At 59.3% G+C, this 24,881-nt stretch carries 20 protein-coding genes and 1 tRNA gene; 12 read left to right on the forward strand and 9 right to left on the reverse strand.

Annotated features, from left to right (window positions below):
- Positions 1 to 93 precede the first annotated feature (93 nt).
- On the reverse strand, positions 94 to 399 hold the full coding sequence (locus ACN50D_RS24725; RefSeq protein ID WP_054188644.1) for a hypothetical protein: 306 nt from the start codon (positions 397 to 399) through the stop codon (positions 94 to 96).
- Between the two features lie 1,212 nt (positions 400 to 1,611).
- On the opposite strand from ACN50D_RS24725, the gene ACN50D_RS24730 reads away from it, so the two are divergent.
- The 3 genes from ACN50D_RS24730 (at position 1,612) to ACN50D_RS24740 (ending at position 5,025) form a co-directional block, all read left to right on the forward strand.
- Positions 1,612 to 2,304, forward strand: a complete 693-nt coding sequence (locus ACN50D_RS24730; RefSeq protein ID WP_116057441.1) for a S1 family peptidase — start codon at positions 1,612 to 1,614, stop codon at positions 2,302 to 2,304.
- 164 nt (positions 2,305 to 2,468) lie between these two features.
- The gene (locus tag ACN50D_RS24735; protein WP_054188645.1) at positions 2,469 to 3,689 is read left to right on the forward strand and encodes an ATP-binding protein; all 1,221 of its coding nucleotides are present in this window, start codon (positions 2,469 to 2,471) and stop codon (positions 3,687 to 3,689) included.
- A gap of 1 nt (position 3,690) precedes the next feature.
- Entirely contained in the window at positions 3,691 to 5,025 is a 1,335-nt protein-coding gene (locus tag ACN50D_RS24740) for a DUF6414 family protein (protein WP_142006286.1), read from the forward strand.
- 2,222 nt (positions 5,026 to 7,247) lie between these two features.
- Here the strand turns inward: ACN50D_RS24740 and ACN50D_RS24745 are convergent.
- From ACN50D_RS24745 to ACN50D_RS24755, 3 genes are all read right to left on the reverse strand, one after another.
- Positions 7,248 to 7,337: transfer RNA gene (locus ACN50D_RS24745), tRNA-Ser, on the reverse strand.
- A 51-nt stretch (positions 7,338 to 7,388) separates the two neighbouring features.
- Positions 7,389 to 7,814 carry a MarR family winged helix-turn-helix transcriptional regulator gene (locus ACN50D_RS24750; protein ID WP_020968140.1) on the reverse strand — a complete coding sequence of 142 codons (426 nt, stop codon included), beginning with the start codon at positions 7,812 to 7,814 and terminating at the stop codon, positions 7,389 to 7,391.
- 128 nt (positions 7,815 to 7,942) lie between these two features.
- Positions 7,943 to 9,181 (reverse strand): lactate 2-monooxygenase, encoded by a 1,239-nt coding sequence (locus tag ACN50D_RS24755; RefSeq protein WP_054188648.1) that lies wholly within the window; start codon positions 9,179 to 9,181, stop codon positions 7,943 to 7,945.
- Between ACN50D_RS24755 and ACN50D_RS24760 the strand changes: the two genes are divergently transcribed.
- A complete protein-coding gene (locus tag ACN50D_RS24760) occupies positions 9,180 to 10,169 on the forward strand; it encodes an NAD(P)H-quinone oxidoreductase (protein WP_007731765.1) in 990 nt (329 codons plus the stop codon). The two genes, ACN50D_RS24755 and ACN50D_RS24760, sit on opposite strands and share 2 nt — an antisense overlap.
- A gap of 15 nt (positions 10,170 to 10,184) precedes the next feature.
- Here ACN50D_RS24760 and ACN50D_RS24765 read toward each other — a convergent pair whose 3' ends face one another.
- Complete coding sequence (locus ACN50D_RS24765) at positions 10,185 to 11,387, reverse strand: cysteine desulfurase-like protein (protein ID WP_007731767.1); 1,203 nt, start codon at positions 11,385 to 11,387, stop codon at positions 10,185 to 10,187.
- Positions 11,388 to 11,519: 132 nt separating this feature from the next.
- Here ACN50D_RS24765 and ACN50D_RS24770 point away from each other — a divergent pair, with 132 nt between their 5' ends.
- The 6 genes from ACN50D_RS24770 (at position 11,520) to ACN50D_RS24795 (ending at position 16,854) form a co-directional block, all read left to right on the forward strand.
- Positions 11,520 to 12,089, forward strand: coding sequence for a bacterial proteasome activator family protein (locus ACN50D_RS24770; protein ID WP_003943894.1), 570 nt, complete (start codon positions 11,520 to 11,522; stop codon positions 12,087 to 12,089).
- A 64-nt stretch (positions 12,090 to 12,153) separates the two neighbouring features.
- Positions 12,154 to 13,026, forward strand: a complete 873-nt coding sequence (locus ACN50D_RS24775) for an ABC transporter permease (protein WP_064442976.1) — start codon at positions 12,154 to 12,156, stop codon at positions 13,024 to 13,026.
- Between the two features lie 9 nt (positions 13,027 to 13,035).
- Complete coding sequence (locus tag ACN50D_RS24780; RefSeq protein ID WP_007731776.1) at positions 13,036 to 13,842, forward strand: ABC transporter ATP-binding protein; 807 nt, start codon at positions 13,036 to 13,038, stop codon at positions 13,840 to 13,842.
- The gene (locus ACN50D_RS24785) at positions 13,839 to 14,735 is read left to right on the forward strand and encodes a glycosyltransferase (protein ID WP_054825477.1); all 897 of its coding nucleotides are present in this window, start codon (positions 13,839 to 13,841) and stop codon (positions 14,733 to 14,735) included. The genes ACN50D_RS24780 and ACN50D_RS24785 overlap by 4 nt, the downstream gene beginning before the upstream one ends.
- 174 nt (positions 14,736 to 14,909) lie before the next feature.
- Positions 14,910 to 15,980 (forward strand): ribosome small subunit-dependent GTPase A, encoded by a 1,071-nt coding sequence (gene rsgA / locus ACN50D_RS24790; protein WP_020968136.1) that lies wholly within the window; start codon positions 14,910 to 14,912, stop codon positions 15,978 to 15,980.
- Positions 15,981 to 16,026: 46 nt separating this feature from the next.
- Positions 16,027 to 16,854, forward strand: a complete 828-nt coding sequence (locus ACN50D_RS24795) for a TylF/MycF/NovP-related O-methyltransferase (protein ID WP_212633829.1) — start codon at positions 16,027 to 16,029, stop codon at positions 16,852 to 16,854.
- A 3-nt stretch (positions 16,855 to 16,857) separates the two neighbouring features.
- On the opposite strand, the gene ACN50D_RS24800 is transcribed toward ACN50D_RS24795, so the two are convergent.
- Both ACN50D_RS24800 and ACN50D_RS24805 read right to left on the reverse strand, forming a co-directional pair.
- Complete coding sequence (locus ACN50D_RS24800; protein ID WP_212633873.1) at positions 16,858 to 18,723, reverse strand: glycosyltransferase; 1,866 nt, start codon at positions 18,721 to 18,723, stop codon at positions 16,858 to 16,860.
- Positions 18,724 to 18,791: 68 nt separating this feature from the next.
- Positions 18,792 to 19,601, reverse strand: a complete 810-nt coding sequence (locus tag ACN50D_RS24805; RefSeq protein WP_054827093.1) for a glycosyltransferase — start codon at positions 19,599 to 19,601, stop codon at positions 18,792 to 18,794.
- A gap of 145 nt (positions 19,602 to 19,746) precedes the next feature.
- Here ACN50D_RS24805 and ACN50D_RS24810 point away from each other — a divergent pair, with 145 nt between their 5' ends.
- Positions 19,747 to 21,957 (forward strand): hypothetical protein, encoded by a 2,211-nt coding sequence (locus tag ACN50D_RS24810; RefSeq protein ID WP_007731788.1) that lies wholly within the window; start codon positions 19,747 to 19,749, stop codon positions 21,955 to 21,957.
- Here ACN50D_RS24810 and ACN50D_RS24815 read toward each other — a convergent pair.
- Both ACN50D_RS24815 and ACN50D_RS24820 read right to left on the reverse strand, forming a co-directional pair.
- On the reverse strand, positions 21,912 to 22,892 hold the full coding sequence (locus ACN50D_RS24815) for a Gfo/Idh/MocA family protein (protein ID WP_007731789.1): 981 nt from the start codon (positions 22,890 to 22,892) through the stop codon (positions 21,912 to 21,914). The genes ACN50D_RS24810 and ACN50D_RS24815 overlap by 46 nt on opposite strands.
- A gap of 3 nt (positions 22,893 to 22,895) precedes the next feature.
- The gene (locus tag ACN50D_RS24820; protein WP_042950324.1) at positions 22,896 to 23,996 is read right to left on the reverse strand and encodes a DegT/DnrJ/EryC1/StrS family aminotransferase; all 1,101 of its coding nucleotides are present in this window, start codon (positions 23,994 to 23,996) and stop codon (positions 22,896 to 22,898) included.
- A gap of 110 nt (positions 23,997 to 24,106) precedes the next feature.
- Between ACN50D_RS24820 and ACN50D_RS24825 the strand changes: the two genes are divergently transcribed.
- Positions 24,107 to 24,823 (forward strand): DapH/DapD/GlmU-related protein, encoded by a 717-nt coding sequence (locus ACN50D_RS24825; protein WP_054831530.1) that lies wholly within the window; start codon positions 24,107 to 24,109, stop codon positions 24,821 to 24,823.
- Positions 24,824 to 24,881: the final 58 nt, after the last annotated feature.

Here is a 24,881-nt window from a genome sequence, read left to right on the forward strand (position 1 = left end):
CCGAGCCTTTGCTTTGGCGGAGGCAAGTGGATGGCATTCAAACTTAACTGTCCAGACAAGGCGGATGCTCGAAAAGTGGGATGAGCTGCAGGTTTAGGTGGCGTTGCCGTGCCGGTCGCTCTGCTCCATTACGTCCAGTTCGTCTGAAACGACGTCACGAGCGCTTTCGAACACTGAAAGTAACTTCTTCTGTTCCGAAGACAAGGTGACACGCCAGGCAGGCATACGGACTCCTGCGCTGCTGTACAGGTAGTCGGTATTACCTGGAATCATCAGGATGTGGTCGTGTTCCACCGGGATGCGGTAGGCGAGGTAGCCGTGATCGGTGATCAGGGCAAATGGATGGCCGCCCTCGAAGGCGTAGACGTCTGATCCGTCAGCCTGCGGAGCTTGTCGCATCGTAGAGGGCGTAGTTCGTTGGTCATCAGGAGACGGAGGACTCGTTGCTTCGTCAGCTGGATCGACAGCAGACACAGGTAGTGATGGTAGTTGGTCGAGCTCGTCTGACTCCGGTATGCAACTAGAAATGGCGAGGTGTGCTCGCGCAATGGAGCGGAGGTTACGATTCGCTCGTGCCACTTGACTACGTTTACGGTGCCGTTCTAAACGTTCTTCGTCACGTATTTGATATTCGGGTTTGGTCATAGTGTGCCTCCGTTTTATGTGTACTCTGTTTGTAGAACAATCGCGACTATTGTGAAATCAGACAAACGCTCATTAGAACCACGGTAGCCGTGATGACATGCAACGGCTAGGTTAGTTACGTTCTACATCAGTGATTCGGACTTGATTGTCATTAGTGGGTGATAGTTTCTTTAAGTTAGTTCGTTGCCTTTGCATGGCAATATGTACTCCTTGAGGATATATAAGCATGAAAAGATGAATAAATCTATATTCGAATGAGCGGTAGGGAGTCGATGGGGTTGACCCTCCTTCACGCCGGAATGAGTGGAGTGAGGCAATCCTCTAACAGTGACCGAAATATCTGCATTTGAGATAAAGAAATAGCCCGAATTCCACACGAAGTGGAATACGGACTGAGTGGTCACCTAGCCTAGGTAAGTTCAGACCTTAGGCCTAGTCAAGCTCTTGCTCCAACATGCGAAGATATTCCGCATTCTCGCGGTCGCGCTCCACTTGAAGTACGATACTTGCTGTCAGCATCCCGGCGATCCAGGTGCAAAAAGCAAATGCGGCACCGAAGAGGCACAAACCTATAAGTTCGTATCCGGGAGCAACTAGACGTACGACCGACATCGTTAGTAGCGTGACTGCTATTGACCAGCCTGCAGCAGTGGCAACTATAGAAGGCCAACTTAGGCCAACTGTCCGTGGCGCCATAATCAAGCTCCTTACCTGCATTCCTTATCCAAAGGGTGTGGGGGCGCTCAATTAAGGCGACCGAGATAGCTACAATCGATTTATAGACATTTCGGTATACTTATTTAAACATATGGTTGACTTAACGTCAATATCATAAAATAGAGCACTCCAAAAAGAATGTAGGAAGATTTTTAACATAGCCTACGACGTTACTGAGTCATTTAGATAAAGCCTGCTTCTACATCGGGGTGGTGGTTTTTTACTTACAAAGAATGCTAGAATATACGCATGAGTGATAGCAGTCGACCGATCCGGGATTATGTTCTTCCGCTTGTCGAAGTCTCCAAAGAGGGTGAAATCTACAGCCTCAAGAGGTTCCATGGCACATGTTTTCTTGTGGGATCTGATGGAATTGCCCTCACAAATGCTCACCTCTTGGGTGTTGACACGGGCAATCATTTAGCAGTACTTACAGCCGACGATGATGGCTGGCATGTTCATCGAGTAAGCGACCAAGAAACTCACCCCTCCGAGGATGTCGCCGTACTACGAATACCGTCGATAAATTATCCATCAATTATGCGCATATCAGACACTTGGGAGGGGTCGTCGTTCGAATACAGGCAATGGTCATATCCCGAAGAGACCGCGCAAGAGCTTGAGAAGGACGGGGTCATCGCACTCAGACCTGACCTAGTCTACCTTCAGGGATATATCCGCAGAAGGATGCAAGATATCCCGTTATTCGCGATACGAGGACACTCATTCTACGAACTGAGCGAACCAGGCGTTTCTGGATGCTCGGGAAGTCCCGTTATTTCACGAGAGCCCTCCGAGATATGGAAAGTTGTAGGGATCTTTGCTGGCCATAGGCATTCTGCACAAAATGGTAACGCCAGCTCAGTTGGATACGCAGTGCGAGCAGATGCAATACACAATTGGTCGCCATCACTGCTCGGACGTTGCATTTCCGAATTGTGAGACATTTTAGCTGTGAAAATTGAATCAATTATGACACAGTAACGAGTAAACAGAAACCGATTGTACGGCTGCGGACTAGACCAGTCTAACAATGGTCGTGTGCAAAACACTCGCTCAACCAAACGTCACTTCAACTACGTTCACTAGATGCTAAAATAAGAAATATGACAGAGTCGTTCAAGTACAGCGATGGATTCTCAGGCCAACTAGCAATGATTACCTCTATTTCAAGTGACAGTATGAGGGTTAATTTCCGCTTTCCGAACGGAAATTCTGGTTTCATGACAAGCGAGAACGACGTCGCTCTACACCCTGGTGAAGTAATTCTGATCAGCGGCAACGAATTCCGTGTGGCTGACCCATCCATGTGGATAGAAGAGAAAAAAATCGGTGTCATTCGCAAAATAATCAACAAGCAACTACTTATCGAGGACGGATACTCATTCCATCTCATACCTAACAAAAAGCCGAAGGAGACTGTCGTCGGTCAAACCGTTACCTATGACGAGAGTGGTGTCCATGAAGTCATCGCCGATACGCCACTCCATCCGCGTGACGTGAACTCAACAGACATGAAACCGGACAGATACCTATGGAAGTCACAAGGCAAGAAGCTTACCTTTGACGACTTTGGCGGCTATCCAGATGTGATTGCGCGAGCACGCGAATTGATCGAAACTCCACTACTCAGAGCTGAGGAACTAGCTAGTATTCGAGCCAAGCCCATCAAAGGAGTTCTGTTCACAGGGCCACCAGGAACAGGCAAAACTCATCTTGCTAGAATCATCGCCGATCAATCCAAAGCTGCCTTCTACTCAATCAGCGGTCCCGAGATTGTCAGCAAATGGGTTGGCGACAGCGAAGGGAACTTGCGAACATTATTTGAGGACGCCGCCGCCAAGCCTCGCGCCGTCGTGTTTTTCGACGAGATCGACAGTCTCGCAGAAAAGCGGAGTGGAGAATCGCACGAATCTTCTAAGCGAGTTGTCGCCCAGCTACTGACACTCATGGACGGATTCGAGGAGAAGAGCTCCAACATAATTGTCATTGCTGCAACGAATCGCCCTGACGATATCGACCCGGCGCTACGTCGACCGGGCCGATTCGATTGGGAGATTGAATTTCCAATGCCAACAGCAAATGATCGGCTTCAGATCCTAAAAGTGTCAATGAAGCGTCTTAATGTTGTAGATCCCAGCTCTATGCCGCTAGAAACGATCGCAGAGCGTACTGACGGCTGGTCTGCTGCACGAATTGCCTCAATATGGACTGAGGCAGCTCTACTGGCTGCTACCGATCGTCGAGGATCACTTCGCGTCGAAGACCTAGCTGGAGCTTTTGAGCGTTTGCGTAATAGATCACAGTCATCAAATGGGGGAATCTAACATGAAAATAGTACCAAACTGGGTGAAACGACTTTGGGCATGGATAATGCGGAAGAAAGCTCGGGCCATTAAGAATTCGCCTTTTATGGAGTTTGTCTACCTTGACGAGATTAGCGTTCTTAGCCTTCTTGTCTCTAGAGAAGGAGAGCTGACCGAACAAATCCAAGAAGGACGCACCCAAGAAGAGTCCGTAGGAGGTGAATTGGGAAGTAGTATCGGGGCAAAAGAAACGAGCGTGAGTTCGAAGTCCTCGTTCCAAACCAAAAGCAGTCAGTCAGTTCAGGCAACGCGAAAAGCCAGTATTCAGTCCCAGTTTAAGCGGCTTCATCAACGTGTGAAGGAGGCTGACCTTCTGTTTCCTGTAGGGACCTCTGAGAATATCGACAGTATAGAGAAGCTCCTAGAGTCTAAACAAGTCAGCATCAATGTCTCCCAGCTCACCCGCGGCAGCCTTATCGAGCTAGAAGTTAAGCTACAAGCCGATCCGCTATTTAGTATGGGGTCGATCATCACTGAGGTCGCCGAGATGAGTGCCGACCATCCTGAGATTTTTGGTACTAATCTAGGAGGAGTGCTCCCGGCAGAGATGAACTCTTATGGCAAATTGTTGGATCGTTTCATGGCCGGCCTCGTTCCTATCAGGTCGATAGTAACGAACGTCAGGCTTTATGAAAAAGACAATCGACAATATCTGGTGGACACAGACCTTGCCAACAGTCTTGGCCTGCAAACCAAAGAGATTGAATTAGTGGGCGTGCTTGAAAAGGACAGATTCTGGAAAGACATGCGACGTCTGCTCTTTTCAGACGCAACAGTCACCGTTCTCGGGCGAGTGAGTATCGACGGCATCCGTAAGACCTGGACTCCCGTTAAACTACTTGATCTATTTGCAAAGACCATGCCGGGCGGCCAGCAAATCGTCGATACATTCCAAAATATTTCGTTCGATGAGGCAACTCCTAATAACGATCACGAAGCGCGTGTTTTCGAGGGCGCGCTCCGCGAATACAGTCGATTGCTGGTAGGAAATTCAAGCGCTAGCATCTCGGACGAGCAACAAAGCAATATAGATCAGATTGTTGCAATAAATCGTATTGAATGGACATCGACGGAATCACAGGTGCAAGCGTTTCAAAAGATTGCGGACCGGCTAGGCGAGTATGGTATCACTGCCACACCGGACGACCTCGCTACATTTAGAACGCAGGCGCGCACTCACGCAGGCATCACTGCGCTAGGCGACATACCCTCCATTCAGATTCCATCCACTCCATCGACAAACAGACAACCGGATGCAAATCTAATCGAAATTGAAGTCGTCGCAATGTATTGGTAATTTTTCAACAGATCAAATGAGATTTAAACCCGTTTTACCTCCATAAAACAAAGAGCGCCGAGTTGAACGATAAAGGTTCAAACTCGGCGCACCTCTGTTATTGAAAATGGAAATCATTTTGGTGGAGGCCAGTGGATGGCATTCACTTGACTGTCCAGACGAGACGGATTCTCGAAAAGTGTGATGATCTGCAGGTTTAGCCGGCGTTGCCGTGCCGGTCGCTCTGCTCCATTACGTCCAGTTCGTCTGAGACGATGTCACGAGCGCTTTCGAACACTGAAAGTAACTTCTTCTGTTCCAAAGATAAGGTGACACGCCAGGCAGGTATGCGGACGCCTGCACTGTTGTACAGGTAGTCGGTTTACCTGGAATCATCAGGATGTGGTCGTGTTCCACTGGGATGCGGTAGGCGAGGTAGTCGTGATCGGTGATCAGGGCAAATGGATGGCCGCCCTCGAAGGCGAAGACGTCTGAACCGTCAGCCTGCGAATCCTAGTCTGCTACCACATCACAATAAGCAACTGCTGGCCAGTGTCACTTGACATGACACTGGTCGCGCAAGTGAGTCAAAGCCTGCCTTGATTAGTCGCCCCTGGACCGAGAAAAGAGACTACGGAAGCAAGTCCAAGAATTCTTGAATAACTTCTCGCACCTCCGACTCATTTTTGCTCGAATTCGAAGGATCATCCTGGTTAATTGCATTCATTATTTCAATTTGACCCCAGGCCCCCCTCAGGGTTTCGGAATCTGATGCACGCTCCGATTCGCGTTCTCTGACGTACCTCTCGAATATTTCAACTAGCGCATGCAAGGATATTTTTCCGTCACAATAATCGCGATTAACCTGCTCAGCTTCCAGGCGGTAAATTGATTGATCCGTCATGTTTTTCACTTTCCCGATAAATTGCCAAATGAGGTGGTCACAACTCTGCCCGTTTCATTGATGATAACTGATAGGTTGTTTATCGAATCATAGATCACGGTCGTGTTTCCTCTGCTCGGGGTCGCCAACCCTTCACGAATGGCCTGTTCAACCAGGGATGGGAGTATGCCGCGCTCTTGCATTCGGTCGAACGCATGCCCCGTATATTCACGACCGTTGACTATTCCAGGACGATTGGTTCCGGGCTTTACATTTATTTCGCGATCTCCGCGCCCACCCACAGGTGTCGAGGCCGGTCTGTCTCCGACGGGAATAGTCGGATCGCTAGGGGCTCTATTCCCGGCCTCACCGTCGGTGGCGGCTGCCCTGCGACCTGCGGCTTCGGCGTCTGCGGCGGTTCCGCCGCGCCGCAGAACAGCCTCCACCGCTTCTTGCACGGCAGCTCCGCCGACTCTGCCTCCTGTGCCTACGATCGGAATGAGGGAGACGATATTTGCTGCTGCGGCAGCGATCTCAGCCGGGGAATGCTCGGGTGAAGGTTGTGCTCGTTGACCGCGATTGAACCCGAACGGATCGACGGCGGCATCGTGCACGGGGACTACTAGGAAATTTCGCCACGCATCCCCGAGCGTTCCGACACTATCGACTGTTGTGTCGACCGCGCTTTCCCCGACACCCCACGCGCTGTCCCACACTTTTTGCGGGAACGATCGATCGTCGGGCGCGTTCGGATCTGGCGGGATCGGCACATTGCCGGTGAACCCGGCAGGCACGTCCCCGTGAGCTTCGGCAAGCTGGTTCGCAGCTTGTTGACGTGGACTGACAGTGGGTTTGGGGCCCCGACTGGTCACCAAACTTGGACCATCCGCCCATTGGTGACAGTCGAGCAAACGTGCAAACAAGGCACGATCCGGAGCATTTCAGCAGATTGAATGCAACGTGGTCTCTGGCGATATGGCCACGCAAACTTATTGAACGGTCAACAGTTAATTGGTGGCGCGCAGCTCATTCGGACACCAAGCGCAAGGAGGCCGCGTAAACCACGAGCCCATCTAGCCAAGGAGGGAATCGAATTGACCACCAGCCGCACGATGCGATCACCTGGAACTCTCGTCGCCGAGCGCCGCAATGGCTGATCGTTCACCACAGCACAACGAGAACCGGCAGATTGCCGCAACATCGGACGTAGCACCGAAGTGGCGAAGCCATTGCTTCACCCGGCGACCCCAGGGCGGCAAAGATTGCTACACATCCGACTCCTCGACGCTCCTGCGCTTCGTAGGGCACGAAAAAACCCAGCCCACGCTTTCGCGCGGGCTGGGTTTGAACAACGAACATTTGGCGGAAGCGGAGGGATTTGAACCCCCGGTGGGTTTAACGCCACGCTCGCTTTCAAGGCGAGTGCATTCGGCCGCTCTGCCACGCTTCCGTGGGCGATCCTATCGGGTGTTCCCACGGACCGCGAAAACGGCTCCAGAAGTCAGCGCTCGCCGATGGCTTTGTCGACCTTCTCGAAGACGTCTGCCAGCACGTCCAGTTCCTGGGGAGTCAGCAGATCGACCAGATTGTTCCGCACCCCGGCCACGTGAGTAGGCGCTGCCTCGGCGAGGCGACGCCTACCCTCTTCCGTGATCCGCGCGAGCACGCCGCGACCATCTTCGACGCAGGTGTCTCGCACGACGATGCCCTGAGATTCCATCCGCCTGATCTGGTGCGTGAGGCGACTCCGCGAAGACAGCACGCCGTCTGCCAGGTCACTCATCCGCAACGACCCGTCAGCTGACTCCGAGAGCATGACCAAAATGCGGTAATCGGCCAACGACAGGTCGTGTGAATCCTGCAGTTCGCGGTTGAGCACCTCCATGAGGCGCTGATTACCGTCCATGTAGCCGCGCCATGCACGCATCTCGCATGGCGTCAGCCACGGTGTCTCACCGTGCGCCGCCTGCGATGTCTCCTCGGTTGTCGCTTCAGCTGTCACAGGTTCCAAGTTTAGACCTGTGTCCGCCCGTCACAGTAAGACTCACCCTAAAGTCACGAATTGGACATCAGGATCGAACGATCGATTTCGGCGACCGATGCCAGCCCCGCCAGTCCCATGGTGAGATCCAGGTCGGCCAAGAGACTCCGGAGCGCATGACGCACTCCGTCCGCTCCGGCCAATCCCAACCCGTACACCCACGGCCGCCCGTACAGCACTGCATCGGCACCCAAGGCCAGAGCCTTGATTACGTCTGCACCACAACGAATTCCGGAGTCCATCAGGATGTCCACCTCATCCCCCACCGCATCAGCGACGGGACCGAGAGCATCGAGTGCCGAAATCGACCCGTCGACCTGACGCCCACCATGGTTGCTCACGACGATGCCGTTGGCGCCGGCCGCGACGGCCTCACGTGCGTCGTCGGGATGGACAATTCCCTTCACTGCGATCGGAAGTGTCGTCCACTGGCGAAGTTTCGCGATATCCGCGATCCGCACCGCATGGTTACCGAACAACGACACCCACGTGAGAACCGCGATCTGCAGCGCTTCTGCGCTCTCCTCGGGCGGCGTCGCCAGTTTGGCGCGGAACACCGGATCCGACAGATAGTTGGCAATACCCTTCGCCTGCAGGAACGGAAGGTGGCCGAGCTCGAGATCCCTTGGACGCCAACCCATACCGGGAGTGTCGGCAGTCAGGACGATAGCCTTCGCGCCCGCCGTCTCCGCTCGACGGACAAACGACTCGGCAAGCTCGTCGTCGGCCGGCCAGTACAGCTGGTACCACCAGTTATCGCCCGAGGCCGCCGCTACGTCTTCGATGGTCGAGGATGCCGCCGTCGAGAGAATCGATCCGATCCCCAACTCGGCAGTGACCGAACCGACCGCAACCTCGGCGTCGTCGTGGACCAAGCCGAGCACGCCCACCGGAGCCGTCAGGATCGGTGCAGCCAACCGCGTCCCCAACACCTCGACGCTCAGATCACGCGCGTCGGGCGCCGCAGTCCCCCGCAACATCCGCGGCACGATCGCATGCTTGTCGAACGCCCGCAGATTCGACTCCGCGGTTCGTTCGGTCGACGCGCTACCGGCGATGTACCCGAAAGCCTCCGGTGAGAGTTGCTCGCGCGCGGCATCTTCCAAGCCTGCCGCAGTCATCGGCAAAGCCGGCTTCGCGCCGCTCAGTCCCGTCAGATAGATCTCGTTCTGCATGTTCCCGAAGTAAGTCACGTCCGCGACGGTAGCGGCAAAACACCCGTCAGCGGGGAGATTCGCTAGCGTCGTATCCATGTACGCCATAACGATCGATCAGCCCGGCGGTCCCGAGGTCATGAAATGGGCGCAACAGCCCGATCCTGAACTACCTCGCGGGCACGTACTCGTCGAGGTCGCCGCGACCGCAGTCAACCGCGCCGACCTGCTCCAACGTCAAGGCTTCTACCCGCCGCCGCCCGGCGCGAGTGACATTCTCGGCCTCGAATGCTCGGGTGTGATCACCGAACTCGGCGAAGACGTCACCGGTTGGTCCGTCGGCGACGAAGTCTGCGCACTGCTGGCCGGCGGCGGTTACGCCGAGAAGGTCGCGGTCCCGGCAACACAACTTCTCCCGGTTCCCGCGGGCGTCGATCTCCGTGTCGCAGCGTCTCTGCCGGAAGTTGCGTGCACGGTGTGGTCCAACGTCGTGATGCGCGGCGGTCTCCGACGCGGACAGGTCCTCCTCGTCCATGGCGGTGGCGGCGGAATCGGCACCCACGCCATCCAGGTCGGCAAAGCCCTCGGCGCCCGCGTCGCAGTTACCGCGGGTTCGGAGGACAAATTGAACCGCTGCCGCGAATTGGGCGCGGATATTCTCATCAACTATCGCGACAGCGACTTCGTAGCATCACTCGCCGAAGCCACCGACAACCACGGCGCCGACGTGGTTCTGGACAACATGGGAGCGTCGTACCTCGGGCGCAACGTCGACGCACTCGCCATGGACGGCCACGTCGTGATCATCGGAATGCAGGGTGGCCGCAAGGGCGAAGTCGACATCGCCAAGCTGATGGGAAAGCGCGGAAACATCACGTCGACGGGCCTGCGTGGGCGTCCGCTCACCGGCCCCGGCGGTAAAGCGGACATCGTCGCCGACGTCCGCGCGAAGTTGTGGCCGTTGATCGCAGACGGATCGGTTCAACCGATCGTGTCGACCGAACTTCCGATCACCGAGGCGCCATTAGCCCATCAGTTGCTGGATTCGCCGGAAACCGTAGGCAAGGTCATCCTCACCGTGAAGTGAGCCGAGCGGGATCGATCAGCCCAGGGCGCCGAGTTCGGCGACCAGCTGATTGATCTCGTACCGCGTCGTGTACGGCGCAAGGCCGACGGTGACCGCGCCGCCTTCGTCGTTGACACCGAGGGCGTCGAGCAGCCTGGAACCGCCGTGCGTACCGCTGACCGTCGCGATGCGCTTGTCGGCCAGATGCGCGGCGACCTTGTCTGCCGCCATGCCCTCGAGCGTGAAGCTGAGCGTCGGCACCCGCGTGGGTGCGCCGCCGATCACCATCACGTTGGGTAGGGCTGCGAGAGAACGCATGAGGTGATCGAACAGACCGTCCTGGTAGTCCTGCAGCGAGCTGATCGAGGTTTCGAGGCGCTCACGCCTGGTTCCCGTTGCCGATTCGTCCAAGCCCGCCAGGAAATCGATCGACGACGTGAGACCGGACAGCAGCGCGAACTGATGACCGCCCACCTCGAGTCGCTCGGCGCCACGCGCGTACGGGTTGAGCGACACGGCCGGAATTCGGTCGAGCAGTCCGGGATCGCGGAAGACGAGTGCGCCCACCTGCGGACCGCCCCACGACGGCGCGCTGACGGCAACGATGTCCGCCCCGAGATCAGCCATGTCCACATGCGCATATGGCGCTGCACCGACGGCGTCGACCACCATCAGTCCGCCGAATTCGTGCAGACGATCAGCTGCGGCGCGGACGTTCGGAGCCGAACCGACGACCGGTGATGCGGCCGTCAAGGCCACCAATCGAGTGGTCGAGGTGATGAGATCGTTGAACTGCCAACTCGGGAGCTCACACGTTTCGATTTCGACCTCTGCCCATCGCACCTGAGCGCCGTAGCGACTGGCCACACGAAGCCAGGGCGCGACGTTCGCCTCTTCGTCGAGGCGCGAGAGTACGAGACCGGTTCCGAGGCCCAACCGCGAACTGAGCGACTCGGCGAGCCAAGCCAACAACACCGCTCGGTCTGATCCGAGAACGACTCCCGCAGGATCTCCGCCGACCAGATCGGCGACCGCGGTGCGCGCACTCTCGAGAATGGCAGCACTACGACGGTTCGAGACGTGGCGACCGGAGGAAGAAGATGCAGAGGCACGGAACGCGGTGGAGACCGTCCGCGAGACGGCGTCCGGGATCTGCATTCCGGCCTGCGGATCGAGGTGGATCCAGCCGTCACCGAGTGAGGGAATCAACCCCCGTACGCGGGCAACGTCGTAAGCCATGCTCGACACTCTAGGTGCAGACGCCCGCTTAGTCGAAGGCAGTCACCCAATTACCCGTCAGTACAGTTATTCGATAGCTAACTTTTTGGGGGTTACGCGGCGTTTGTCGCCCACACACGACAAGATGGAAGCATGACGAACCCCGACAAAGAGCAGGTACTCGTTATCGGACCCGACGGTCGACCCGTCGCGATGCCGGCGGCCGAGGCAGAGGCCTCCACCTCCGGCACCACCGAAGGCGCGGAATCCGAAGCCGAGTCCGTCGCCGAGATGGTCGAGCAGCCGGCGAAGGTCATGCGAATCGGCACGATGATCAAACAACTCTTGGAAGAAGTGCGCGCCGCGCCGCTCGACGACGCCAGCCGCAAGCGCCTCAAGGACATCCACACCTCGTCCATCCGAGAACTGGAACAAGGCCTGGCACCCGAACTCCGTGAAGAACTCGAGCGACTGAGCCTCCCGTTCACCGACGACTCCATTCCCTCCGACGCCGAACTGCGAATCGCGCAGGCCCAACTCGTCGGCTGGCTCGAAGGACTGTTCCACGGAATTCAAACCGCACTGTTCGCGCAGCAGATGGCAGCGCGCGCTCAGCTCGAACAAATGCGTCAGGGCGCACTGCCTCCCGGCATGAGCATCGGGGCTCCGCATTCGCCTGCACATCCGGACCAACAGAGCCCAGGAACCGGCCAGTATCTGTAACTCGGACCACCGCTAGGTCCGAGGGAAATCCGGCGCCGACGCCAGGCCGGTAGGCTCGACCTCCGTGTCAGCATCCGCAATCGAATCCGAGACGCCGGACGCACCTGCGCCCGTGTCCGACTCCCAGACGTTCCGTCGTGCGTTCAAAGACCTTCGCGACGGTCTGAATCAGCGTGAGTTGTGGCTCAGCCTCGGCTGGCAGGACATCAAACAGCGCTACCGCCGGTCGGTGATCGGACCGTTCTGGATCACGATCGCCACCGGCGTTCAGGCCGCCGCGATGGGTCTTCTGTACTCCGCGTTGCTGAACATTCCGCTCAAGGAGTTCCTGCCGTACGTCACGGTCGGGCTGATCGTGTGGAACCTGATCAGTGCAAGCATTCTCGAAGGTTCCGAGGTCTTCATCGCCAACGAGGGCCTGATCAAGCAGTTGCCGTCGGCGTTGAGTGTGCACGTATATCGCCTGGTTTGGCGTCAGGTGCTGTTCTTCGCGCACAACTTCGCGATCTACATAGTTCTTCTGTTCGCGTTCAGTATCTGGCAGAACATGAGCTGGACGGCGCTCGCGGCAATACCGGCATTCGTGCTGATCGTCGCGAACACGCTGTGGGTCTCGATCGTCTTCGGTATCTTCTCCACCCGGTACCGCGACATCGCCCCCATCCTCGGCAGCCTCACCCTGCTGCTGTTCGTGCTGACGCCGATCATGTGGACAACTCAGGCCCTCAAGGACCAGGGTGGGCAAGCCATGGAACGGGTCCGGCTCGCCGAACTCAATCCGCTGTACCACTACCTCGAGATCATCCGAGCACCACTCATCGGGGCCGACCAGCAGGCATACCACTGGTACATCGTCATCGCCTTCACCGTCGTCGGCTGGGCCGTCGCGATTCTGGCACTCCGCAAGTACCGGGCACGCGTGCCCTACTGGGTCTAGAGGAAACACATGAGTCAGCCAGTCAGCATCCACACGCAGAACGCGTGCGTCGACTTCCCGATCTTCGACGCGAAATCCCGCTCGCTCAAGAAGGCCTTCCTCGGCAAGGCCGGAGGATCCATCGGCCGCAACGACTCCGATGTCGTCGTCGTCGAAGCGCTCCGCGACATCACGATGACGCTCAAGGAAGGCGACCGCATCGGGCTCGTCGGCCACAACGGCGCCGGCAAATCCACCCTGCTGCGCCTGCTCTCCGGAATCTACGAACCGACCCGGGGATCCGCCAGCATTCGCGGACGCGTCGCACCCGTCTTCGACCTCGGTGTCGGCATGGACCCGGAAATCTCCGGGTACGAGAACATCATCATCCGCGGCCTGTTCCTTGGTCAGACCCGCAAGCAGATGCTCGCGAAGATGGACGAGATCGCCGAATTCACCGAACTCGGTGAATACCTCTCCATGCCGCTGCGTACCTACTCCACCGGTATGCGCGTTCGCGTTGCCATGGGCGTCGTTACCAGTATCGATCCCGAGATCTTGCTTCTCGACGAGGGCATCGGTGCCGTCGACGCGGAATTCATGAAGAAGGCCCGCATCCGGCTGCAGAAGCTGGTGGAACGCTCCGGCATCCTGGTATTCGCCAGCCACTCCAACGAATTCCTCGCTCAGCTGTGCAACAGTGCGATGTGGATCGACCACGGCCAGATCCGCATGCAAGGCGACATCGAAGACGTCGTGCGCGCCTACGAAGGTGACGACGCCGCCGAACATGTGCGCCACGTGATCAAGGAAATGGAACGGGAGAACACCCCGTGAGCGCACCCGAGAAAATCATCGGGGTCGTCGTCACTCACAAGCGTCGTGAACTGCTGGCCGAATCCTTGAAGGTTCTCAGCACCCAGTCGCGTCCGCTCGATCATCTGGTTGTCGTCGACAATGCCGACGAAGCCGATGTGAAAGAGCTCGTCGACAACGCTCCACTGCCGACCAGTTACATCGGTTCTCAGCACAACCTCGGCGGTGCCGGAGGATTTGCTCTTGGCATTCTCTACGCGCTTTCACTCGGCGCCGACCGCGTCTGGCTCGCCGACGACGACGGCCGCCCGGACGGCCCCGAAGTCCTGGAAACACTGCTCGACTGTGCAATTCGGAACGACCTGGCCGAGGTCTCCCCCGTCGTCTGCGACATCGACAACCCCGACCGCCTCGCTTTCCCACTTCGCCGCGGCACGTCGTGGCGCCGGTTGCGTTCCGAGCTCGGCGACGAGGATCTCCTGCCCGGTATCGCGTCCCTCTTCAACGGCGCACTGTTCACCGCCGACGCGATCGATGCCGTCGGAGTTCCGGATCTACGCCTGTTCGTCCGCGGCGACGAGGTCGAGGTACACCGTCGCCTCGTGCGCTCCGGCCTGAAGTTCGGTACCTGCCTGCAAACTGCTTATGTCCACCCCAACGGCGCGGACGAGTTCAAGCCGATCCTCGGCGGACGCATGCACACGCAGTACCCCGACAACGACACGAAGCGCTACTTCACGTACCGCAACCGTGGATACATCCTCTCCCAACCGGGAATGCGGAAACTGCTTCCGCAGGAATGGGTTCGGTTCGGCTGGTACTTCCTGATCACACGCCGCGATCCGGCCGGACTGCGCGAGTGGATGCGATTGCGCAAGCTCGGCCGGGAAGAGAAGTTCGAACGTCCGAGTTAAGTCGGCCGCCCCGAGTTAATTCAGTTGCACAGTCGCGTCTGCGGCTGAGACGATTCTGATCCGACGCATGGTGCGTCCTGAGATTTTCGAGGAGTGAGTATTGATGACTGTCGTGTTCCGCAGTTTCAGCACCGTCAACATTCACACTTCTTCGTACTCGAGGACACACTCACCATGCCGGAAAACAGCGCGCCCCTGACCGAATACGGTTGGAACGCAACACTCTCGAACACATTCACTGCCCTGGCCCCACCGGACTCCGCACCCGGGCGCGTTCTTCGCGTCGACCGGGGGCGGTGTGACGTGGCCGTCGCCGAAGGCACAGTTCGCGCACTCAGCGGCAGCGATCCACTCTGTACGGGTGACTGGGTCGCCGTGGCCGAGTTACGGGACTCACGCGAACCCGAGATGCACACGGTCACTTCGATACTCCCCCGATCAAGCAGCATCGTTCGATCCTCGGCATCCGGAAAATCGGAAGGCCAGATTCTGGCGGCCAATGTCGACACCGTCGTCATCGCCACGGCTTCGGACGGCGACGTCGATCTCGGGCGCATCGAGCGACTACTCGCACTCGCCTGGGAAAGTGGTGCAACCCCTGTCGTCGCACTCACCAAATCGGATGCAGCTCACTATATCTCCGACACTCTCGCCGAGGTCACTGCCATTGCGCCCGGCGCAACAGTGCTGGCCGTCAGTGCCGAGACCAACGAAGGAATGGATGTACTCGATGCAGTTCTGGACGGCACCGTGGCGATACTCGGTCCATCAGGCGCCGGTAAGTCGACGCTCGCGAACGCCCTCCTCGCGGACACCACAGACGCCGATCGACTCGAGACCGGTCGCGTTCGGACCGGTGACGGAAAGGGACGCCACACCACCGTCACCAGAGAGTTGATCTCATTCTCCGGCGGCCGGACACTGATCGACACACCCGGCCTGCGAGGGGTCGGCATGTGGAACGCGGCGGAGGGGATCGAGAAGACGTTCCCCGAGATCGAGGAGCTGATTGCAGAGTGCCGGTTCTCCGATTGCGCACACAACTCCGAGCCGGGATGCGCAGTCCTGAGCGCACTCGGGCGTGGCGATATCGATGAGCGGAGGCTCGCGAGCTACCGGAAACTACAGCGAGAGAATGCATGGAACGCCGCGCGAAGCGATGCTCGTCTGCAGGCAGAGAGGACGCGGGAGATCAAGGTGATCTCCCGACAACTCAAGAGTCACTACCGCGGTCGGGACCGGTAGCGAACAAAGCCTGGCAGCATGGGGGTGATCCCGACGAGAGGTTGCCATGTTCGAGCAGTTCCGTTCCAGCGCCAGAACCAAGCTTCAGCGTGCGGTATCCGAGGTGGTCGAGGCCGCCGACCGGCGCAACGCAGATCGCACGCAACAGATCCTCGACGCGCTGGCACTCTCACGTGACGAACTGGCCGAGGCCCGCGGTGACATCGCGGGCCTCCGGTCCAGGATCGACGAGCTGGAATTTCGCCAGCGTCGGGATCTGGCCTACGCCGTGGATCTGGAAGCGACAGCGTCGACTGCCGAGTTCATCCTCGAACACCTTCGAGTCGCGGAGACATTCGGCCACCCGCACGACACGCTGCGCCACGCATTGGGCTTGATCGAAATACCCGGCATGGCACTCGAATTCGGCGTCGCCAGCGGAACCACACTCAGGATCGTCGCGGAGGCTTTCACCGAACGCGAGGGGACCGTCGCAGGTTTCGACGTGTTCTCCGGCCTTCCGGAGACCTGGCGCACCGGGTTCCAGGTCGGCGAGTTCGCACAGGAATCCATCCCCGAAGTGCCTGGAGCGCAACTTGTTCCGGGCCTCTTCGAGGACACCTTGCCCTCGTTCCTGAACGACGAACCCGGCCCCGTTGCGTTCCTGCACCTCGACGCCGATCTCTACTCGTCCACCAAGACGGTGCTCGATCTCCTCGGCGACCGCCTGGTACCCGGGTCGATCGTCGTCTTCGACGAATTCTTCAACTATCCCGGGTGGCAGCAGCACGAGTACCGGGCGTGGACGGAGTTCGTCACACGCACCGGCATCTCGTTCGAATACCTCGGGTACACCGTCGACAACGAGCAGGTCGTCGTCAAGATAGTGCGCTGAGGCTCACTTCTCGTACAGTCGAGCCCAGTTCTCCCGACTCGTGAGCTGCGGAAACTCGCGAGCGAATGCTTCAGCCACACTTGGTGCTTCGGCGAGGAACCTCTTCATGACGCCGGCGAGGCGGCCGCTCATCTCGGCGGCCTTCTCGCTGTCGAAGCGGCGTTCACGCACGCCTCCCTGCGAAGCATCGGTGACGAAGACGTGATCGAAACGTCCGACGTGCCACCACTGCGCGTCCTCGTACGAAATCGCCACCGGACCTCGCTCGAGGTGATTGCGAGCCTGCATCACAGCGCGTTTCGCCAGAACGAGGTCCGTCCACAAACCGGGTTTCGGGCTGGGCGCAACGCGGCGGATCGGCAGCCTGCCCGGCAGCTCCGACGCCGGGCGGGTCACAGTCTCGGGGAAGCGCTTACGTTCCTGGTTGATCGCGGCAAGCGCCTTCTGCCCACCGTCCGCCAAACCTGCCGGCCCCTCGAGGAATCCCTCGATCGCCCGGAGTTGCGTATGTGCAAGGCCGTACTGCAAACCCACGATCGAGTGCGAAATATCCCGGGAGAGCTGCTTCGCGAGGGTTTTGGGTGCAAACCCTGGGTCCAGCGCAGCGGTGATCAGACCGTTGCGCGTACTGAAGTAGTGCGCGAAACCGTCGACGTCCTTCCAATAGAAGTCCGCATGCCACACAGCAGCCGACGGCAACGTGATGGTGGGAATCCCGGCCCGCCCGGCCCGCAAGCTGTACTCGACGTCGTCCCACTGGAAGAAGACCGGCAGTGGCAAGCCGATCCGCTCGATGGCTTCAGCAGGAATCAGGCAAGACCACCAGCCGTTGTATTCGGCGTCCACGCGACGTTCCGGCAGTTTCTCGAGCACACTCCGGTTACGAACACCGTGCTCATCGGTCGGTACACCACGCTGAAGCGTGCCCAGATCCACGCGTTCACCCGAAGCCAGCAGGTAGTCGGGGTTGAACAGGAAGAGCATCTGGGCACCGATCAACGCCGGCTCCGTCGTCATGTTCGCGAACGCACTCAGTCGAAGAACCGATTCGGGTTCGCACAGAATGTCGTCGTCCATCAAGATCACGTCGGCGTGCGGCCCGGCCGCCGAAGCCTCGTACAGGCCCCGGGTGAATCCGCCGGCACCACCCAGATTCGCCTGCCGCAGATATTGCAACCGCGAACCGAACTTCTTCGACACTTCCTGGAACAGCTCACGGCTCTCTACCGGATCCGTTCCCTGATCGACGACGTACAGAGCGTCGAGCAACGCGAGTACACGCTCGTCGGACGCGAGGGCCTCGACCGTGCGCGCACAGTCGTCCGCACGATTGAACGTGCAGATCGCCACGGCTACCGGGCGAATCGACTCCGGCGAGACGACGGTCCATTCCACATCGTCGACCACTGCGACGCCACCCTGCGCTTCGAACTGCAGCCACAGTGCCCCGCCGTCGACGAAAGTATCGAGCGGGGCGGTCATGGACACTCGCTCGTCGCCGGTCACGACGACGTTCGTCACGATACGACGGTGGCCACCGATGTCCGAGGCCTGGATCTGGATGCGGCAAGCGGTATCGGCCACGACATGTGCAGTGACGGTGACCTCGGTGACATTGGTCCAGCGCTGCCAGTAGCTGGCCGGAAAACGACCGAAGAAGGTATTGGTGTGCGCGACCGCGCCCGGCTGAAGCCGCAACTCGAACCGCGATCGCGTCGACATACCGACCTTGGTCACCGCATACAGTTCGTCACTGGCGACGGGCGAAGTTCCGGTGAACAACGTCCGCTGCGCCAGCAGTCGATCCGACGTCGCGCTGCGTTCGATCAACTCGACTCCGGAATCGGACTGGTCATCGGTCGTGTTCACGGTATCCACGCCCCGCAGGGTATCGCGAATCCGCACCTCGGCGCCCCGGGCACCGAGTCACACCAGGTCTACCCGTGATTACTCACTGCAGCGGCGGAGCGCAGCTCGGTCTTTCGCCGACGAAGCGACAACAGACCCTTCGCCATCTGGACCACGTCCTTGGGCGAGATACGGCTCGCGTGCGCCAGATGATCGTCGCTGAGTCGGATCGGGACCTCGACCGGGCGCACCCCAGCCAATTCGAGCGCGTAGTCCAATTCGGTGGTGAAAAGGAATCCACGCTCGGTCAGCGAGGGTGCGATTCGACGCAGCAAAACGCCGTCGACGATGAATGTCCCCTGGGGGTCGCCCGTGCGGGTACCCAGCACCACCCGTCGCAGCGTCGCGAATCCACCCGTCATCACCGAACGCAGCAAGCCACGTTCCACCTCTGAGTCCGAATGAGCCTTTGAACCGATGACCACCGGCGGGACGGACCCTAGATCCGCCATCACGCGGTCGGCGCCTTCGATGTCACCGAAACCGAACGGAAGGTCGTCCGCGGTGAGCAACACGCGTCGTCCACGAGAAGCAAGCGTCCCGGCGCGAAGCGCTGCGCCCATCCCTTTGTCGCTGCTCATCGGCAGGAAGGTCACTCCAGGCCAAGACCAGGAAGCTGCCAGAGCAGCACACACGTCGGCAGTGTTGTCCGTCGAACCGTTCTCCACGACGATGATCTCGACCTGACCGGCGCTCTCGGCCGGGCGGCTGGTGAAGTACTCGGCGAATTGACGCACCGTCGACTCCAGCACCTCGCCTGAGTTGTATGCGGGGATGATCACCGAGAGTTCCGGCGTAGCTGGTTCCCCACGAACGGGTTCCGTTCGCGATGTCGCCACGTCCCGATCTCCTTACTTCCCCGACTGCAGTTCGAACTCGTCGGAATACTACGCTCCGAGAAACAAGGCGCAGCCCAGGCTCCGAGAAAAAGAGCACGACCCAGGCTCCGAACAACAGCCATCGACTCGAAGACGAAAGCACATCGTGAAATCTGACTTACCGCTCGCACAACGCGTGGTGCCGCCAATTCTTCTCGCCGCTCTGGTGTCGATCGTCGCCGCCATCCCACTGATCTCCAATCGGTGGTTCTACTACTGGGACGACAGCGCAGCAGCTTTCACGCCTGGTTGGCACACGATCGGCGAGCGAATCCTGTCCGGGTCATGGCCGACGCTCATCCCCGAATTGTGGGCCGGCGGCAATGTCACAGCCGAAGCCCTTTACGGGACATACAATCCCGTGATCCTTCTGGATTCGGTTGCCATTGCACTCATTCCGAACCTGGGAATCGGAATCACCCTGGTCAAGATGCAATTCATGGCGATTCTCGCGGTAGGCGTTTATCTGGTGGCCCGCCAGTACGGCGCCAATCGGTCGATGGCTTTCATCGCCGGATTTGCCATGCCGTTCGCCGGATACACGCTCTATTTCGACGCCTCCAGTTGGGCGTCCGGGCTGATCGCCTTCGCCTGGATCCCCCACGTCTGGTGGTCTACCCGCGCCAGCGCCCTCGGCCGAGTGAACCCCCTGGTACCGATCGTTTTCGGCTATCTTGCGATGACCACCGGAAACCCGTACGGCGCTGTCGGTGTCGCGGTCGTCTACCTCGCTGTCATAGCGGAATGCATCGCAATCAAACGCGCAGGCAGCATCAAATCACTGATGATCAGCGCGGCAGCGATCATCATGATGTCGCTGATCGTGTATCTACCGTTGCTCTTCACCACCGGCGTGTCGGTGCGTACTCAGTCCGGAATCGCGAACGACGGTTCGCTTCGACCCGATCTCGGTGACCTGCTCAATCTCTCCGGCCCGTCGAACCAGCCGTACGTCACCGCTTTCGCTTCGCCTGCCATGACGATTCCACTGGTGTACCTGGCCTGGTTCCTCATACCGCTCGCACCGTGGATTCAATGGAAGTCACTGAAGAAGTTGGGCCGCCACAGCGTCTCGCTGTTCGTCTTCGGCGGAATTTACGTCGTACTACTTCTCGGACCGTCGAATCTGTGGCTTTTCCGTTGGCCCGCGCGACTGCTCGAGTACGGTCAACTGCCCGCCATCGTGGTCACGGCGGTCGCCCTCTCTGCCGGACTGCATCGTGATCGAATCCGGACAAGATCAATCATCACCGCGGGATTGTTGGCACTTCAGTTCTATCTTGCCTGGTCGAATGTCCCGGAAGACATCGGTATTCACTCGGCATCACTGATAATCACCGTGGTTCTCACCGTCTTCGCGTTGGTCGTGGCCTACCGAAAGCCCCGCTACCTCGCCGGTGCACTCGCTGTCGGCATCGTCGTCGTGCTCAGTGCTCAAGCCAATTTCTGGTTCACCGGAAACTACAACGTGACACCGTGGAAGTTCCCCAGGCAGGTGGCATTCCTGGAGTCCAAGTTCGAGGACCGTTACCAGGGAACCACTTTCGCGATTGCCGACCCCGTCAACATCCCGCCGGACAACGAAACCGGGCAGTGGGGTGACCTCCTGTTCGGCAACGCCTGGCAGCCTGCCGGAGTCAATGCCGTCAACAGCTACGCCGGAATCAGCTACAACGATTTCGTTCAAGCACTGTGCTTGAACTACTACGGCGGCGTCCAGTGTCCGGACGGCGTCGACCGACTGCTCGCTGAATCGCCGGGAACGGGTGTGTCCTGGCTCGACGCGATGCGAGTCGACACGGTCGTCGTTCAGAATTCCGGACCGTACGGCGGAAAACGCGCCCTCGACGCCCTACCCGAGGGCGAGTGGACCGTATCGCCGGATCGGGTGGTCACGGTCGGCCATCGCACCACCGAGCATCAGTGGCCCGACGGTCGCGTATCCGCAGCGACGCCTGGTCTCGACGTACGTGGCGATGCCGCCGCTACGGACACCAGGGAAACCGTCGAATACACCGGATCAGGCACGGTCACATTCGCCCTACTGGCCTGGCCGGGCTGGACGGCGACTGTCGATGGTCAGACGGTCGAGACGAAGGCCAGCCCCGGCGGGTTGTTGCAGGTCGATCTACCGCCGAGTGCCACGTCCGGATCTGCCCTCACCATCGAATTCAGTCCACCCGGAAGCACTTTCGGCTGGACTGTCGCCGGCGTCGGATTGCTCCTGGCACTGTCTCAAGGAGCGTGGGCCTTCCGACGCCGACGCAGCGGTCAGGACGACAACGCTGCAGCCAACGCAGATTCCGTCACCTCGTGAACCGCGCGGTGAGCGGGCAGAATCGACGCTCGCTCACCGTCTGCGTCACCGGTGCCCTGCACCAATCCGAGGAAATGCGTCAGCTGCGCGGCAAGCGGTTCCTCGCTGTAGCGGATCGTCGGAATTTCGATGACCGTCTGCTGCTGGTAGCCGTCCCGATCGGTGGGCATGTTGTCGTCGATGTGCCGGTAGATCGTGATGTCGCGACGCAGGAGATCGATCTCGATGAGTCGATCGGCCTCGAGCAACGACAGCTGGCGAATCTTGCGCTGACTGATCCGGCTCGCGGAAATCGTTGCAACAGCACCTGATCCGAAGCGCAATACGGCGTCGGCGCAATCTTCCGACCGGTTCTGCACGGACGTCGGGTGGAAGTAGCCGAACTCCCCTTTTGCCAAACTGGGTTCCGAGCCGGCAAATCCGATGGCAAGGTCGATATCGTGAATCAGCAGGTCCGTCGCGACACCCGTCGGAATGCGGGAAACGAACGGCGAGTGGCGGATACCGTTCACCTGCCACACATCGCCGGAGAACTCACGGGCGGTGCGGACAGCGGGATTGAACCGTTCGAGCAGTCCACACATCAGGGGAACACCGGACGCGCGCGAACGATCGACCAGGTCGACGCTCTGCTCGTACGTCGCAGCCAACGGCTTCTCCACCAGGACAGGCTTCCCCAGATCGAGAACCCGCCCGGCCAACTCGTAGTGCGCCGGCGTAGCAGCGGCGATCACGACGGCGTCGATACCGTCGAGCGAGTCGAAATCGGCGGCCCAACGCGTATCGAACCGCGCAGCAACAGCTTTGCCCTGCTCCTCGCGCGGCTCGATCAGCAGATCCAACTCGCACAGCGGCGACTGCGCGATGACCCGCGCATGCAGCGAGCCCATCTGACCGGATCCGACAAGAGCGATACGTGGCTTGCTAGCAGTCATTTTTCAGGCCTCCATGGCGCCGCGAACCGCGGCAACGATCTGATCGACGTCGCCGGCGGACAACGCAGCGTGGACGGGGATGCTCAGGCACCGCGACGCGACCGAAGTGGCCACCGGCGTCTCGTCGATGACGACGCGCGGATGTTCGCGGTAGCACTCGTAGTCGTAGACGGCCTTCGGGTAATAGATGCCGCTACCGATGTCCTTCGCGGCCAGACGCTCACTCAACTGGTCGCGAGTGATCGGTGCGTCTTCGGCCAGCAGCAAGGTGAACTGATGCCAGACATGTCCACGACCGGACAGTTCGCTCGGCAGGATCAGTCCTTCGACGTCCTTCAGGCCGACACGCAAGGCCTCCGCATTCCGGCGGCGCGCCTCGACCTGCTGCATGTACGTCGCCATCTGGGGCAGAGCCAAGCTCGCCTGGAGGTCAGTCATCCGGTAGTTCTGGCCGACCATCTCGTACTGGTAGCGCGCCCGCATGCCCTGGTTGCGCAGGACCCGAAGTCGATCGGCGATCGCGTCGTCGTCGGTCGTGATCATTCCGCCCTCGGCGGTCGTGAGGTTCTTCGTTGCATAGAACGAGAAGCAACCCACACCGAAACTGCCGGCGCCTCGCCCGTCGTACGTCGCTCCGTGGGCCTGAGCGGCGTCCTCGACGACAGTCAGACCGTTTTTCGATGCCAGCGGCATCAAGGCACCCATGTCAGCCGACTGTCCGTACAGATGAACCGGCATCAGAACCTTCGTGCGGTCACCGATTCGATCGGCAGCGACTGCCGGGTCGATGTTGAAATCGGACTCGGAGATATCGGCGAACCGCGCCGTCGCGCCTGCCTCGAGAATCGCATTGAGGGTGGCCACGAACGTGAACGGCGTGGTCAGAACCTCGTCACCTGGCTGAAGATCCTGGACCTGGAGAGCCGCGATCAATGCGGTCGTGCCGTTGTTCACCGCCACCGCGTGTCGCGTTCCGACCAGCGCCGCGAACTCGTCCTCGAGCCGCTTCACCTTGGGTCCCTGCGCGACGATTCCCGATCGCAGAGTGTCCAGCACCTCGCGCTCGACTTCTTCCCCGAACGAGATACTGGATATCGCGATCACTGAGTTACCTCCGATAGATTCATCCGACCGTCGTCGGAACGAAATACCCCGACAACCCAGGAAGCGTATCGAAACACGATTCGATACTTCGAGAGGATTCCGGAACCTGCATGTCTGAACGAACCGACTGCCACATCCATCCGACCGCCGTGATCGGCGCCGACGTACTGATCGGGGCGGGAGTCACGATCGGACCGAACGCGGTACTCACTGGCCCGCTCGAGATCGGCGACGACTGCTGGATCGGCTCGGGAGCGGTCTTGGGAGCTCCCCCCGAGATCCTCGGCGCTCTACATCCGACGTCCTGGTCCGTCAGCGCCGGTCTGGGAATTCGAATCGGTGCTCGAACGACGATTCGCGAATTGAGCACAGTCCATCAGGGAAGCGAACGCCGCACCGAAATCGGCGAAGACTGCTTCGTGATGAACAGAGTGGGAATCGAGCACGACGTGCAGATCGGTGACCGCTGCGTCGTGTCCTCCGGTACGACGCTTGCCGGGCACGTCAGCGTCGGAGACGGCGTCAACCTGGGCATGCACACTGTCGCGCACCAACGACGCGTCGTCGGCTCCGGATCCATGATCGGCATGGGAACCGTCGTGGTCAAGGACGTCCCGCCCTTCTCCAAGGCCTTCGGCAACCCGGTGTCGTTGCACGGTGTCAACCGGGTCGGAATGAGTCGGTCGGGAATCGCGGAGGAGGACATCGCCGCGATCGAAGCCGTGTACGCCGCGGGAAGCTTCGGCACGTCACCGGCCATTCCGGACTCGCTGTCGGAGGCCTTCACCTGGTGGCGGGAACGCGCCGACAAACCGCTCGTGGTTTAGCGAGACAAATCCTGGTTGGTATCGTCTGCGAAATGACGAACGGGCGGGATGCAGGCGC

The sequence above is a fragment of the Rhodococcus sp. SB1D genome (genome assembly GCF_048573875.1).
Classification (GTDB): Bacteria; Actinomycetota; Actinomycetes; order Mycobacteriales; family Mycobacteriaceae; genus Rhodococcus_F; species Rhodococcus_F qingshengii.

Coding starts and splice junctions, on each gene's coding strand:
- ACN50D_RS24725 (WP_054188644.1), bottom strand. CDS start 399: ATGCGACAAGCTCCGCAGGCTGACGGATCAGACGTCTACGCCTTCGAG.
- ACN50D_RS24730 (WP_116057441.1), top strand. CDS start 1,612: ATGAGTGATAGCAGTCGACCGATCCGGGATTATGTTCTTCCGCTTGTC.
- ACN50D_RS24735 (WP_054188645.1), top strand. CDS start 2,469: ATGACAGAGTCGTTCAAGTACAGCGATGGATTCTCAGGCCAACTAGCA.
- ACN50D_RS24740 (WP_142006286.1), top strand. CDS start 3,691: ATGAAAATAGTACCAAACTGGGTGAAACGACTTTGGGCATGGATAATG.
- ACN50D_RS24750 (WP_020968140.1), bottom strand. CDS start 7,814: ATGCGTGCATGGCGCGGCTACATGGACGGTAATCAGCGCCTCATGGAG.
- ACN50D_RS24760 (WP_007731765.1), top strand. CDS start 9,180: ATGTACGCCATAACGATCGATCAGCCCGGCGGTCCCGAGGTCATGAAA.
- ACN50D_RS24755 (WP_054188648.1), bottom strand. CDS start 9,181: ATGGATACGACGCTAGCGAATCTCCCCGCTGACGGGTGTTTTGCCGCT.
- ACN50D_RS24765 (WP_007731767.1), bottom strand. CDS start 11,387: ATGGCTTACGACGTTGCCCGCGTACGGGGGTTGATTCCCTCACTCGGT.
- ACN50D_RS24770 (WP_003943894.1), top strand. CDS start 11,520: ATGACGAACCCCGACAAAGAGCAGGTACTCGTTATCGGACCCGACGGT.
- ACN50D_RS24780 (WP_007731776.1), top strand. CDS start 13,036: ATGAGTCAGCCAGTCAGCATCCACACGCAGAACGCGTGCGTCGACTTC.
- rsgA (WP_020968136.1), top strand. CDS start 14,910: ATGCCGGAAAACAGCGCGCCCCTGACCGAATACGGTTGGAACGCAACA.
- ACN50D_RS24795 (WP_212633829.1), top strand. CDS start 16,027: ATGTTCGAGCAGTTCCGTTCCAGCGCCAGAACCAAGCTTCAGCGTGCG.
- ACN50D_RS24815 (WP_007731789.1), bottom strand. CDS start 22,892: ATGACTGCTAGCAAGCCACGTATCGCTCTTGTCGGATCCGGTCAGATG.
- ACN50D_RS24825 (WP_054831530.1), top strand. CDS start 24,107: ATGTCTGAACGAACCGACTGCCACATCCATCCGACCGCCGTGATCGGC.